The following is a 12,941-nucleotide window of genomic DNA, read 5'->3' on the forward strand; positions in this document are numbered from 1 at the left end:
CCATGACCGACCTGCATTTCCTCACCATCGCGGAGGCCGCCCGGCTGATCCGCGTCCGCAAGCTGTCGCCCGTCGAGCTCACCAAGGCCTACCTTGCACGGATCGAGGCGCTCGACCCGAAGCTCAACGCCTTCATCCTGGTCCTCGCCGAGAGCGCGCTCGCGGAGGCCAAGAAGGCCGAAGCGGAGATCGCGGCGGGGGGCTGGAAGGGGCCGCTGCACGGCATCCCGATCGGGCTCAAGGACATCTACAACACGGCCGGCATCGCGACGACCGGGCATTCGGCGCTCTACCGCGACCACGTCCCGGCCGAGGACGCGCGCACGGTGCAGCTCCTGAAGGCGGCCGGCGCGATCATGATCGGCAAGCTGTCGACGATGGAATTCGCCATCGGCGGGCCGTCCTTCGACCTGCCCTGGCCGCCGGCGCGCAATCCGTGGGACCTCGAGCGGCAGCCGGGCGGTTCGTCCAGCGGCTCCGGCGCGGCGGTCGCCACCGGACTCTGCACCGGGGCGATGGGCACCGACACGGGCGGCTCCATCCGCAACCCGGCCGCCTGGTGCGGCATCGCGGGGCTGAAGCCGACCTACGGGCGCGTCAGCCGGCGCGGGATCCTGCCGCTCTCCTTCACCATGGACCACGGCGGCCCGATGGCCTGGACCAGCGAGGACTGCGCGCTGATGATGGAGGTGCTCGCCGGCTACGACCCGCTCGATCCGGGCAGCGCCGACGTGCCCGTGCCGGATTTCGCCGGCGCGATCGGCACCGGCGTGAAGGGCCTCAGGATCGGCGTCATCCGGCACTTCTTCGAGAAGGACGTACTGCCGAGCGCGGAGACGGGCGCGGCCGTGGAGGCGGCCATCGCGGTCTTCCAGTCGCTCGGGGCCGTGATGTCGGACGTGACCCTGTCGCCGATGGAGCACTACAACGCCGCGGGCTCGCTCATCTCGCGGGCGGAGGCTTTCGCGTTCCACGCCAAGACGTTGAAGGCGACGCCGGAGCTCTACGGGGCGAGCGGGCGCGGGCGGCTGATGGCCGGGGCCTTCGTCAAGGCCAGCGACCACGTCTCGGCGCTCCGGCACCGGACCCGGCTCGTCGCCGAGATGAGCGCGGCGATGCGCGAGGTCGACGTCATGATCCTGCCGACGGTCGTCGACGTGGCGCCGAAGTTCGATCCGGACGGCCCGCTCTCCTTCGGGGCGTCCTATACGCGACCCTTCAACGTGACAGGATTCCCGGCCCACTCGATCTGCTCGGGCTACTCGGCGGCCGGTCTGCCGCTGTCGCTGCAGATCGTGGCGCGGCCCTTCGAGGACCATGTCGCCCTCAAGGCCGGCGACGCCTTCGAGACCGCGACCCAGTATCGGGCCGTCCGGCCCGCCTTCGCCACCATCGAGGCGCTCGCCGCCTGACCCGTCCCTTCACACACGCGAGGACACGACCATGACCGAACTGCCCTTCAAGACCCGCATGGAGGTGCTCGGCCTCCGCCTGCCGACCGAGGCCGAGGTGCCGAAGCTCGAGGAGCTGGTGAAGGACCTCGACCGGGCCGCCGCCTTCATCCGCTCGATCGAGCGGAGCTATGCGGAGGAGCCCGTGAACGTCTTCAGCCTGGCGCCGAAGGCGGCCTGAACTGCGCCTCCGTCCGCAGGCGGACGGAGGGGCAAGCCTCGGGCAGGGGCCGCGACGGCCTTCAGTAGGGGATCCGGCGGGTCGGCTCGATGACCGGCGCGAAGCGCTGCTCGGGCGTCTCCTCGGGCTCCTGCTCGAGTTCGCGCAGGACGATGCCGGTGGCGCCGCATTCGGCCAGGACCGCGCGCGCGGAAGCAGCGGCCTCGGCCGACGCGGCGTCGACGCAGAGCTTCAGCCCGCCGCGCCGGATGTCGTCGGCGACGCGGGCGCGGTGGCGGTGGCCCATGCGCCAGGCGATGCCGGTGCCCAGGGCGGCGCCGAGGCCGCCGGCGATGGCCGCGGCGCCCGCGGCCGCCAGCACCGTGCCGCCCGTGGCGGCGACCACCACGGCGCCCAGCATGGCCGGCACATACACGGACGCGCCGAGGATGCCCCCCTCGGCATCCCCGAGGCTCTCGCGCTGGATATAGGGCAGGCGGCAGGGCTCGACGCGGGCGGCCTCGCCGAAGCCCGACCGGACGAGCCGGCGGGCGCCCTCGACGCTGAGGTCGGAGAGGTCGAAACCCCTGGAGAGCAGGTTGTCGGCGGCGGTCTCGAAGCTGTCGACGTCGCCGAACAGGCCGGTCACCTCGTAACCGGACTGGCTGGACCCTGAGATGTGCATGGCCGTCCTCCTCGTCGAGCGCGAGACGGAGACCGAGGCGGCCCGCTCCCCGCGTTCCGACCGGGCCAGTCTACGCCCGTCCGGCCGCGCGGCGCAGTCACGATTTCGGGGTCGGCGGGGTTGGGGCGCTGACCAGGTCGACGACGGTCGCGCCGGTGACGCCGGTCAGGGGCAGGGCGGCGAAGTCGGCCTCGATCGGCAGGGCCTTCTCCAAGAGGCGCTGGTATTCGCGGCGGGACACCTCGAGGGCGCCGAAGGTGGCGAGGTGTTCGGTGACGAACTGGGTGTCGAGCAGGCGGTAGCCGCCGGCCTTCAGCCGCGCGACGAGGTGGACGAGGCTCACCTTCGAGGCGTCGGTCTCGCGGGAGAACATGCTCTCGCCGAAGAAGGCGCCGCCGATGGAGACGCCGTAGAGCCCGCCGACGAGCGCGCCGCCCGACCAGGCCTCGACCGTATGGGCCCGGCCCATCTTGAAGAGGTCGTGGTAGAGGCGCCGGATGCGGGCGTTGATCCAGGTCTTGCGGCGCCCCGGGGCCGGCTCGGCGCAGCCGTCGATCACCGCCAGGAAGTCCGTGTCGCAGCGGATCTCGAAGCGGTCGGAGCGCACGGTGCGGGCGAGGCGCCGGGGCAGGCGGAAGCCATCGAGCGGGATGATCCCGCGCCGCTCCGGCTCGACCCAGAAGAGGCCCGGGTCCTCGGCGGACTCGGCCATGGGGAAGATGCCGACAGCATAGGCCCGCAGCAGCACGTCCGCGGTGATCTCGACGTGTCGTTCACGGCCGGCCATGCGCCGCCCCGCTCAAATGTCGGCTTCGAACGGCTTGGTGGCGAGATACCGCTCGAGCCAGTGGATGTCGTACATCCCGTTCGCGATATCCTGATTGTCGACCAGTTTGCGGAAAAGGGGAATGGTCGTGTCGATGCCGTCGACGACGAACTCGTCGAGGCAGCGCCTGAGGCGCATCATGCACTCGACGCGGTTGCGGCCGTGGACGATCAGCTTGCCGATCAGGCTGTCGTAGTAGGGCGGGATGGCGTAGCCCTGGTAGACGCCGGAATCGACCCGCACGCCGAGGCCGCCCGGCGGATGAAAGTAGGAGATCCTGCCGGGGGAGGGTGCGAAGGTCGCGGGGTTTTCGGCGTTGATGCGGCACTCGATGGCGTGGCCGTTGAACTTGACGTCCTCCTGGCGCACCGAGAGCGCCGCCCCGGAGGCGACGCGGATCTGCTCGTTGACGAGGTCGATGCCCGTGACCGCCTCGGTGACCGGATGCTCCACCTGCAGGCGCGTGTTCATCTCGATGAAGTAGAACTCGCCGTCCTCGTACAGGAACTCGATCGTGCCGGCGCCGGCATAGCCGAGGTCGGCAATGGCGCGGGCGACGACGCCTCCGATGCGGTCGCGCTCCTCGGCGTTGAGGGCGGGCGACCCGGCCTCCTCCCAGATCTTCTGATGCCGGCGCTGCAGGGAGCAGTCGCGCTCGCCGAGATGGATGGCGTGGCCCTGGCCGTCGCCCATCACCTGGATCTCGATGTGGCGCGGGCGGCCGAGATACTTCTCGATGTAGACGGAGTCGTCGCCGAAGGCGTTGCGGGCCTCGGCGCGGGCGGTCGCGAAGGCGTCCAGCAGGTCGTCCTCGGTCTTCGCCACCTTCATGCCGCGACCGCCGCCGCCGGCCGCCGCCTTGATGAGGACCGGATAGCCGATCTCGGCGGCGACGCGGATCGCCTCCTGCTCGTTGGCGACCCCGCCGGCCGAGCCGGGAACGACCGGGATGCCGAGGCGCTCCGCCGTGCGCTTGGCCTCGATCTTGTCGCCCATGATGCGGATGTGCTCGGCCGAGGGGCCGATGAACTTCACGCCGTGCGCCTCGACGATCTCGGCGAAGCGGGCGTTCTCGCTCAGGAAGCCGTAGCCGGGGTGGACCGCGTCGGCGCCGGTGATCTCGCAGGCGGCGACGAGCTGGGGGATGTTCAGGTAGCTCTCCCGCGCCGGCGGCGGCCCGATGCAGACGCTCTCGTCGGCGAGGCGGACGTGCATGGCGTCGGCATCGGCGGTCGAGTGCACCGCGACGGTCTTGATGCCGAGCTCCTTGCAGGCGCGCAGCACCCGGAGGGCGATCTCGCCGCGGTTGGCGATCAGGATCTTGTTGAACATCCGCGCCTCGCTCACTCGATCACGACGAGCGGTTCGCCGTATTCGATCGGGGAGGCGTCGTCGAACAGGATGGCGGTGACCGTGCCGGCGCGCGGGGCGGGGATCTGGTTCATGGTCTTCATCGCCTCGACGATGAGCAGCGTCTGGCCTTCACGGACCTTGGAGCCGATCTCGACGAAGGGCGGCGAGCCGGGCTCTGAGGCGCGGTAGGCCGTGCCCACCATGGGGGACTTCACCAGGCCGGGGTGGCTGGTGTAGTCGGGCTCGCCCGCCGCCGCCTTCGGCGCCAGGCCGGCGGGCACGGGCGCGGGCTGCGCGACGGCCGGCGCGGCGACCGACTGGGGCGCGGCCACGTGGACCGGCGCCGTGATAGTGACGTTCCGAGCCACCCGGATGCGCAGGTCGCCCTGGGAGACTTCGATCTCGGTCAGGTCCGTCTCGGCGATCAGCATCGCCAGATCGCGGATCAGGTCGGTATCGAACGGTTTCTTGGAATTGGCCATGTTGGATCGACTGAGCCTTCCCGGTTCGGGCGAGGTGCCGAGGGCGTGCGGGCGCGGAGCCGCGCCGCTGCCCGGGAGGCGGGCCGCCGATCCCCCCGCCCGGGCACCGTGGTGCCCGGCCGCGGGGACCCTGCGTCCCCGGGTGCCCGATCGGCGGCCAGCGGAGGCGACGAGGTCGCCCGACTCGCGGCCGGCCGGGGTGGGCCCCGATCCTCCGAGGCGCGCTTTATAGGCGCTCGCCCCCCGGAGGGAAAGCCCCTTCGCGCTGGGCCTGCGGGGAGGACGGCGTTCCGCCACCTGGTCGCACGGTACACGGACCGGCAGTATTACATCTTCGACGCGCGGGAGTTCCCGTCATCCGCCGCCCGATCCCGTTCCTGGACGAACCGCGGGCGATCGTTCCGGTCGGCGGCAGCCTGGTCCGGCCGCTGGGGACGATCCTGAAGGACACCAACCCCGCCCCGCCGGCGGTCATGCCCGCGCAAATGGCCTGATCGGCGCCATCGGGCAGTCCGGGCAAAGAAAAAGGCGTCCGGCGGGGGGCCCGGCCGGACGCCTCATGGCTTCCTGGGAATCGTGATCAGCAGGTCGTCTGGCCGCAGCGGGCTTCGGCGATGCGCTGCTTCAGCCGGTCATGGCCGATGGCGCCGGGCACGATCGACTCGCCGACCACGTAGGAGGGGGTGCCGGTCAGGCCGAGGCCGTTGGCGAGGGCGTAGGATTCCTCGATGGTCGCGGCGATCTCCGGGTGGGAGAGCTCCGCCTCGACCCTCTTGCGGTCGATGCCGACGGAGGCGGCGGCCTCGAGCGCCTTGGCCTTGTTGGCCTCGCCACGGCCGAGCAGCAGGGTCTGGTGGAAGTCGAGATACTTCTGCGGTGCGACGCGGTTGACGGCGGCGGCCACCTGGGCGGCCTCGACCGAGCCCGGTCCGAGGACGGGGAATTCCTTGAGGACGAAGCGGATGTTCTTGTCCTCGTTGATCAGCGCCATCATGTCGCCGAGCGCGCGTTTGCAGTATCCGCAGTTGTAGTCGAAGAACTCGACGACCGTGACGTCGCCCTTCGGATTGCCGAGGACGACCTGGCGGGCGGAGTTGAAGAGGACGCCGGACTTCTCCGAGATCGTCTGCTTCTGCTGGGCGGCGGCCTGGTCGGCCTTGCGCTTCTCCAGAAGGTTCAGGGCCTCCTCGACGATCTCCGGATTGGCCAGGATGTAGTCGTGGACGAGCTTCTCCACCGCGGCCTTCTGGTCCGCGCTCAGCGCCTCGGCGGCGACCGCCGGCCGGGCCGACAGGGGAGCGAGCGCCAGGGCGCCGGCGAGAAGGAGGGCGGTCGGGGCAAATCGCATGGGAACGGATCTCCGGGGCGCGCGGCGCGCCGCTTGCGCGTTATAGGGCGCCGCGGCTTACGGCACGAATAGGGCGCGCGGCCGTCCTATTCAACTTTCCTTGAGGACCGGTCGCCCGCGACGGTGAGCGGGCTGTGGCGTCGGGGCTTCGCGGGGGCGGGCGGGACTGGTAAGGGGAGGGTGTCCGGAGGAGCCCCATGCCGTTCGAACCCTCGTCCCGCAGCCGCGTCGAGCCCTTCATCGCCATGGAGGTGCTGGCGGCCGCCGTCGAGCGGGAGCGGCAGGGGCACCGGGTCGTGCGCATGGAGGTCGGTCAGCCGGGGGCGCCGGCGCCGCGGCCGGTGATCGCGGCGGCCGAGGCGGCGCTGCGGTCGGGGCGGCTCGGCTACACGGAGGCGATGGGGATCCGGCCGCTGCGGGAGGCGATCGCGGCGCACTACGCCCGGACCTACGGGGTGGCGGTCGCGCCGGAGCGCATCGCCGTCACGGCCGGCTCCTCGGGGGCCTTCACCCTGGCGTTCCTGGCCGCCTTCGACGTCGGCGCGCGCGTCGCCCTGCCGACGCCCGGCTACCCGGCGTACCGCAATCTCCTCGGCGCGCTCGGGCTCGAGGCGGTCGAGATCGAGACCACGGCGGCGACCCGCTGGACGCTCACGCCCGACATGATCCGGGCGGCGCATGCCGTGCGGCCGCTCCACGGCATCCTGATCGCCAGCCCGGCGAACCCGACCGGCACCATGTACACGCCCGAGGCCCTGCAGGCGCTCATCGAGGTCGCCGACGAGCTGGGGCTTTGGTTCATCTCGGACGAGATCTACCACGGCCTCGTCTTCGCGGGCGAACAGCGGACGGCGCTGTCCTTCTCGCCGCGGGCAATCGTGGTGAACAGCTTCTCCAAGTACTACTGCATGACCGGCTGGCGGATCGGCTGGATGGTGCTGCCGGAGGTGCTGGTCCGTCCGGTCGACCGGCTGGCGCAGAATCTCACACTCTCCAACAACGAGATCTCGCAGCGGGCGGCCGTGGCGGCCTTCGATCCGGCCTCCACGCTCGAACTCGACGCCGTGAAGGCCTCCTACGCGGTGAACCGGGCGCTTCTCCTCGATCGTTTGCCGCGGATCGGCTTCGACGAACTCCTGCCGGTGGACGGGGCCTTCTACGTCTACGCCTCCGTCAAGCGCTTCTCCAACGACAGCCTGGACTTCTCGCGCCGCATGCTGGTGGAGGCCGGCGTTGCCGCGACCCCGGGCCCCGACTTCGACGGCGCCCGCGGCCACGGCTTCATGCGATTCTCCTTCGCGGGCACGGAGGCCGACGTGGCGGAGGCGGTGGAGCGGATCGGGGGATGGCTCGGCCGCGGCTCGTCCTGAGACAAGGGACGGCGGCGGATCGGGTCAGACCGCGATCCGGCGGCCAGCGGCGGGGGTGGGATCCTTCGACCCCTCCGTCAGCAGGGGCGCGGCCCTGCGGACCCGCCTGTAGAGAGCCGGACAACCGTAGCAGAAGGAGCACTTTAGGGACGGATCGCGATCGGCCGCCGAGGGATCCGACGCGAGGCGGCGCATGTCGCGGTAGGCGGGCCCGTTCCAGATCTCTTCGAGGGGCGTTTCGAAGACGTTGCCGGCAGCCAGCGGGTCGGCGCCCTCGGCATACTGACTGCCGGTCCGGAAGTTGCAGCAGGGAATCACGTCGCCGTCGAACTTGACCACCATGGACGTGAAGGGCCAGTGGCAGCGCGGCATCAGCCCGGCGGGGTGGGGGCCGACGACGTCGTGGAGCTCCGGGTCCTCGTCGGTCACGTTGTCGAAGGGATAGGGCGTGATCGGCGTGAAAATATCAGCGCCGGCCTCGAGCGCCAGCGCGCGGACCCGGGCGGCCTCGCCGGCCGGGTGGTGGGCGTGGGTGACGTACTGCACTTCGACCACCGGGTGCGAGCGCCCGTCCCGGCGCCGGACGGCGCAGAGGCGCCGCAGGTTCGAGACGACCCAGTCGAAGCGTCCGCGGATGCGCGTCGAGCCGTAGACCTCGGGGGTGGACCCGTCGAGCGCGACGGTGACGTGGGAGATCCCGGACCGGGCGAGCGCCGCAATTCTGTCGTCCGACAAGGCGTAGCTGAAGTGCGTCGTGATGTGGACGTTCATGCCGGCATGGCTGGCGATGGCGCCGATCTCGTTCAGCCGGGGATGCATCAGCGGGTCGCCGAAATAGTAGAGACTGACGGCGAGCACGCGGCCGTCCGTCGCCTCGACGAGGCTGCGGAACGGATCGACTTCCATGCGGTCGGCCTTTCCGAAGCGCTGGGTCGCGAGGCGGCCGTGCCCGGCGCTGTTCGGATCCGCGTGGAGGCACACGGGGCATTGCAGCGCGCAGAGCGGAGAAATGTCGACCTTCAGCACGGAGGGCGTCCGTCCGGCCCGGCTCCGCCGGGTCGCATAGGCGAGAAGGTTGGCGAGGAGCGTGCGCAGCTTCCGTCCGTCGAGGCCCTCGAACAGCCAGGCGCGCCGGCGTGCCGCCGAGCGGACCACGCGCTTCGCCAAAGTCACGGACTCGGTCCAAACTCCCACAAGGGTCTCCTGGCCGGAAAACGCGCCGGCCCGCGCATGCGGTCGAGCGCTTTCGAGAGAGGCCGCGCTCGTATCGCGGGCGCCCTGATCGTCGCAATTCGATGCAAATCCATGCATCTACGCTCGTGCTGATAAAAAAATAACGGAGGTTGCTCGGGTGGAGCAACCTCCGTTCTTGAAGATCGGCAGAGACCGTTAACGCAGAGACTGGACGTCAGCTCTTGCGAGCCCACCAGCCGGAGCGCTTGGGCTTCGAAGGATCAACCTCGGTCGAGCTCGGGATCGGACGGGCCGCGGCCTGGGGGACCTCGGCGACTTCCGCCAGCTCCGGCTCGGCGGCGGGCCGTTCTGCGTCCGCGTCGTCCGCCGGGGCAGGGGCCGGGGCAGGGGCCGCCGCCTCGGTTGCGGCGGCCTCGGGCTCGCTGGCCGGCGTCTCGGCCACGACTTCGGCGGCCGGCTCCGCGGCGACCGCCTTCTTGCGGCTGCGCGGTTTGGCCGGCTTCTTGGCCTTGCGGCCTTCCTCGACCTCCGCGGTCAGGGTCTCGCGATCGACGACCAGCACGTCCGGCACGGTCTCGGCGGCGGCCTCGACGGGAACGCCGACAGCCTCGGTGCCGGCGCCGTCGGCAACCGGCTCTGCGGGCTCGGCGGTTACGCCGCCCGTAGCCTCGCCGCCGGTCACCGCACCGGCCGTCTCCTCGCCACCCTCGTCCGACTCGTCCTCGGCGCCGCCGAACTCCATGTCGGACCCGGCCGTGGTCTCGCCACCCTCGCCGCCTTCACGGCGGTTGCGGCGGCCGCCGCGCCGGCCGCGGCGGCGACGCTTGCGGCCCTCGCCGTTGCGGTCGCCCTCGGCCGAGGCACGCTCGCCCTCCGCGCCGGCCATCGCCTCGTCCTCGCCCTCGGCCTCCTCGCCCTCGTCGCCCTCGTAGGATTCGCCGGCCTCGTAGACATCGTCCTGGCGGACGGCACCCTGGGCCTGCGGCGCGCCGGGACGAACCTCCTCGCCGTTGCGGCCACGGCCGCGACGACGGCGGCGGCGACGGCGGCGTCCACCGTCCTCGCCCTCGGCGCGCGCCTCGCGCGGGCCCTCACGCTCCCGGTCGCGGTCGCGATCCCGCTCCCGGCTGCGCGGCGGCTCGGCCGCCTCCTCGTCCTCGTCCTCCTCGACGGGCTCCTCGTAGACCTCGTCCTCGGGCTCGATCGACTGCGGCGTGACAAGCGCCTGCGGACGCGGCTCGGCGGCACGCGTGACCGGGTCGCCCTTCTCGACGACGAACAGGTGGCCGCCCATCGAGGCGTGGTCGTCGGCCAGGATCGCGATGTCGAGGCCGAAGCGGCGCTCCAGGTCCGACAGGTGGCCGCGCTTCTGGTTCAGGATGTAGAGCGCCACCGTGGTCCGCGTGCGGACGATCAGGTCGTGGGTGACGTTCTTGATGAGCGCCTCCTCGAGCGAGCGCAGGACGTGGAGCGCGACCGATTCGGTCGACCGCACCATGCCGGTGCCGCCGCAATGCGGGCAGACGATCATCGAGGATTCGAGCACGCCCGTGCGGATGCGCTGGCGCGACATCTCGAGCAGGCCGAAATGCGAGATGCGGCCAACCTGGATGCGCGCGCGGTCGTTCTTCAGGCAGTCCTTGAGCTTGCGCTCGACCGACCGGTTGTTGCGCTTCTCCTCCATGTCGATGAAGTCGATGACGATCAGGCCGGCCAGGTCGCGCAGGCGGAGCTGGCGGGCGACCTCCTCGGCGGCCTCGAGGTTCGTCTGGAGGGCGGTGTCCTCGATGTTGTGCTCGCGGGTCGACTTGCCGGAGTTCACGTCGATCGAGACCAGCGCTTCCGTCTGGTTGATGACGATGTAGCCGCCGGAGCGCAGGACGACCTGGGGCGAGAACATCGCGTCGAGTTGGCTCTCGACCCCGAAGCGCGTGAAGACCGGGGTCGGCTCCTTGTACTGCTGGACGTTCTTGGCATGGCTCGGCATGAGCATGCGCATGAAGTCCTTGGCCTCGCGGTAGCCGTCGTCGCCGGAGACGAGGATTTCGTCGATGTCCTTGTTGTAAAGGTCGCGGATCGACCGCTTTATCAGGCTGCCTTCCTCGTAGACGAGCTTCGGCGCGGTCGACTTCAGGGTCAGTTCGCGCACGTTCTCCCAGAGGCGGAGCAGGTACTCGAAGTCGCGCTTGATCTCGGCCTTGGTGCGGGCGGCGCCGGCGGTGCGGACGATGACGCCCATGCCCTCCGGAACCTCGAGTTCCTGGGCGATCTTCTTCAGCCGCTTGCGGTCGGTCGGCTGGGTGATCTTGCGGGAGATGCCGCCGCCCCGGGCGGTGTTGGGCATCAGCACCGAGTAGCGGCCGGCGAGCGACAGGTAGGTGGTCAGCGCCGCGCCCTTGTTGCCGCGCTCCTCCTTGACGACCTGGACCAGCAGCACCTGGCGGCGCTTGATGACCTCCTGGATCTTGTAGCTCCGCTTCAGCCGGGGCGCGGAGCGGCGCTCCGGCAGCTCCTCGAGGGCGTCCTCTGAGCCGACCGATTCGACCTGATCCTCCTCGTTCTCGGCATCCTCCGAGGCCTCGTCGCCGTTCGAGGCGGCCGCCTGGGCCTTCTGGCGGCGCGGGCGAGCGTCCTCGCGGTCCTCGGCGGAGTGCATGCGCGCCTCCTCCTCGAGGAGGGCCTGCCGGTCGGCGACCGGGATCTGGTAGTAGTCGGGGTGGATCTCCGAGAAGGCCAGGAAGCCGTGCCGGTTGCCGCCGTAGTCGACGAAGGCGGCCTGGAGCGACGGCTCCACGCGGGTGACCTTCGCGAGGTAGATGTTACCCCTGAGCTGCTTCTTGCTGGCGGCCTCGAAGTCGAATTCCTCGACTCGGCTGCCGCGCACCACCACGACCCGGGTCTCCTCCGGGTGGGTGGCGTCGATGAGCATCTTGTTCGCCATTGACAGAAAACTCCGCGGCCCATGCGCGTCGGCCCGGCGACCCATGGGGGTGGCCGGGGCTCGAGGGGGCCGTTCTGACGGGAGGGAGGAAGAACAGGGCGGGCGCGGAGGCGTGCGCGGCGCGCGATCGGGGCGACAGACGACGCGACGGGTCGCGGTGGTGCTCCGGACCTCCTTCGGTCGTCCTGGCGGTGATCGTACCCCTCATGGCCTCGGCATGGACCCTGTCACACGAGCGCGACCGCGCAGTCCTCGTGGAAGGGGGGCACGGCCGGTATTCACGATGCGCGTCGGAGACCGCACCACGCGCGGACGTCCTCGGCGGCGAGGACCCTGCCACCAGCATGCGCGGGCACGCGTCGGCGGCGAGATCCAGGACGTCCCGCCCTGAACATCCGGATGAAAAGTCGCGACGTCCGCTCCGGCCGCGTGGTTCGCCGCTCGGGCGAAAACCGGTTCGGGACGCTTGTCCGCGACGTCGTTTTCCGGAACACGTGTTCGGACGGATGACGAATTCCTTGAGCCCATCTTTTAAGGAGGCATGGCTTCGAATGCAAGGGAAACACCATACGGGCCGTCGAGGGCGGTAAATGGACCGCGACACGGCGGCGGTCATCCAAGTATCGGGCGGACAACAGGGATCGAGACGGGAGCGGGGCGTGACGGAACGGATGAAGATGTCGGCGGACGAGGTATCGGCCTTCCTGGATCGGGAGTTCCCGCAGATCCACGAGGGCGGGCGCTGCTTCAGCGTCGAGTCGCTCGCCCCGGGCGAGGCGGTGATGCGCCTGAAGGCGGCGGAGCGGCACCTGCGGCCGGGCGGGACGGTCTCGGGGCCGACGCTCTTCACGCTCGCCGACCTCGCGGCCTACGTGGTCATCCTCGGCCATATCGGCCCGGTGGCGCTGGCGGTCACGACGGGCGCCACGATCAACTTCCTGGCGAAGCCCGAGCCCGGGGATCTCCTCTGCACCTGCCGAATCCTGAAGCTCGGCCGCCGGCTCATCGTGGTCGAATGCGCGATTCGGGCGGAAGGTCATCCCCAGATCGTCGCCCATGCCACCGCGACCTATTCGGTACCGACTAAGACTTGATTGAGAACCGGGCCGATCACCGCTGAATTTCCCGATC

General features: G+C 70.6%; 11 protein-coding genes. 4 read left to right on the forward strand and 7 right to left on the reverse strand.

What is annotated here, in order from left to right; translation table 11 throughout:
• Positions 1–2 precede the first annotated feature (2 nt).
• A complete protein-coding gene (locus tag WBG79_RS24000; protein ID WP_337359770.1) occupies positions 3–1,412 on the forward strand; it encodes an amidase in 1,410 nt (469 codons plus the stop codon).
• Positions 1,413–1,443: 31 nt separating this feature from the next.
• The gene (locus tag WBG79_RS24005; RefSeq protein WP_337359771.1) at positions 1,444–1,632 is read left to right on the forward strand and encodes a hypothetical protein; all 189 of its coding nucleotides are present in this window, start codon (positions 1,444–1,446) and stop codon (positions 1,630–1,632) included.
• Between the two features lie 61 nt (positions 1,633–1,693).
• Here the strand turns inward: WBG79_RS24005 and WBG79_RS24010 are convergent, their stop codons facing one another.
• The 5 genes from WBG79_RS24010 to WBG79_RS24030 all read right to left on the reverse strand — a co-directional run bounded on the left by WBG79_RS24010 (position 1,694) and on the right by WBG79_RS24030 (position 6,305).
• Positions 1,694–2,296: a hypothetical protein gene (locus WBG79_RS24010; protein ID WP_337359772.1), complete on the reverse strand. Its 603-nt coding sequence runs from the start codon at positions 2,294–2,296 to the stop codon at positions 1,694–1,696.
• Positions 2,297–2,393: 97 nt separating this feature from the next.
• Positions 2,394–3,083: a leucyl/phenylalanyl-tRNA--protein transferase gene (gene aat / locus WBG79_RS24015; protein ID WP_337359773.1), complete on the reverse strand. Its 690-nt coding sequence runs from the start codon at positions 3,081–3,083 to the stop codon at positions 2,394–2,396.
• Between the two features lie 12 nt (positions 3,084–3,095).
• Positions 3,096–4,454: an acetyl-CoA carboxylase biotin carboxylase subunit gene (accC, locus tag WBG79_RS24020; RefSeq protein ID WP_337359774.1), complete on the reverse strand. Its 1,359-nt coding sequence runs from the start codon at positions 4,452–4,454 to the stop codon at positions 3,096–3,098.
• An 11-nt stretch (positions 4,455–4,465) separates the two neighbouring features.
• Positions 4,466–4,957: an acetyl-CoA carboxylase biotin carboxyl carrier protein gene (accB, locus tag WBG79_RS24025; RefSeq protein WP_337359775.1), complete on the reverse strand. Its 492-nt coding sequence runs from the start codon at positions 4,955–4,957 to the stop codon at positions 4,466–4,468.
• 580 nt (positions 4,958–5,537) lie between these two features.
• Complete coding sequence (locus WBG79_RS24030; protein ID WP_337359776.1) at positions 5,538–6,305, reverse strand: DsbA family protein; 768 nt, start codon at positions 6,303–6,305, stop codon at positions 5,538–5,540.
• Positions 6,306–6,502: 197 nt separating this feature from the next.
• On the opposite strand from WBG79_RS24030, the gene WBG79_RS24035 reads away from it, so the two are divergent.
• On the forward strand, positions 6,503–7,675 hold the full coding sequence (locus WBG79_RS24035; RefSeq protein WP_337359777.1) for a pyridoxal phosphate-dependent aminotransferase: 1,173 nt from the start codon (positions 6,503–6,505) through the stop codon (positions 7,673–7,675).
• 24 nt (positions 7,676–7,699) lie between these two features.
• Here the strand turns inward: WBG79_RS24035 and WBG79_RS24040 are convergent, their stop codons facing one another.
• The gene (locus WBG79_RS24040) at positions 7,700–8,869 is read right to left on the reverse strand and encodes a radical SAM/SPASM domain-containing protein (protein WP_337359778.1); all 1,170 of its coding nucleotides are present in this window, start codon (positions 8,867–8,869) and stop codon (positions 7,700–7,702) included.
• 214 nt (positions 8,870–9,083) lie between these two features.
• On the reverse strand, positions 9,084–11,810 hold the full coding sequence (locus WBG79_RS24045) for an Rne/Rng family ribonuclease (protein ID WP_337359779.1): 2,727 nt from the start codon (positions 11,808–11,810) through the stop codon (positions 9,084–9,086).
• Between the two features lie 659 nt (positions 11,811–12,469).
• Between WBG79_RS24045 and WBG79_RS24050 the strand changes: the two genes are divergently transcribed.
• Entirely contained in the window at positions 12,470–12,904 is a 435-nt protein-coding gene (locus tag WBG79_RS24050) for a PaaI family thioesterase (RefSeq protein ID WP_337359780.1), read from the forward strand.
• Positions 12,905–12,941: the final 37 nt, after the last annotated feature.

The sequence above is a fragment of the Prosthecomicrobium sp. N25 genome, assembly GCF_037203705.1.
Taxonomy (GTDB): Bacteria; Pseudomonadota; Alphaproteobacteria; order Rhizobiales; family Ancalomicrobiaceae; genus Prosthecodimorpha.

Coding starts and splice junctions, on each gene's coding strand:
- WBG79_RS24000 (WP_337359770.1), top strand. CDS start 3: ATGACCGACCTGCATTTCCTCACCATCGCGGAGGCCGCCCGGCTGATC.
- WBG79_RS24005 (WP_337359771.1), top strand. CDS start 1,444: ATGACCGAACTGCCCTTCAAGACCCGCATGGAGGTGCTCGGCCTCCGC.
- WBG79_RS24010 (WP_337359772.1), bottom strand. CDS start 2,296: ATGCACATCTCAGGGTCCAGCCAGTCCGGTTACGAGGTGACCGGCCTG.
- aat (WP_337359773.1), bottom strand. CDS start 3,083: ATGGCCGGCCGTGAACGACACGTCGAGATCACCGCGGACGTGCTGCTG.
- accC (WP_337359774.1), bottom strand. CDS start 4,454: ATGTTCAACAAGATCCTGATCGCCAACCGCGGCGAGATCGCCCTCCGG.
- accB (WP_337359775.1), bottom strand. CDS start 4,957: ATGGCCAATTCCAAGAAACCGTTCGATACCGACCTGATCCGCGATCTG.
- WBG79_RS24030 (WP_337359776.1), bottom strand. CDS start 6,305: ATGCGATTTGCCCCGACCGCCCTCCTTCTCGCCGGCGCCCTGGCGCTC.
- WBG79_RS24035 (WP_337359777.1), top strand. CDS start 6,503: ATGCCGTTCGAACCCTCGTCCCGCAGCCGCGTCGAGCCCTTCATCGCC.
- WBG79_RS24045 (WP_337359779.1), bottom strand. CDS start 11,810: ATGGCGAACAAGATGCTCATCGACGCCACCCACCCGGAGGAGACCCGG.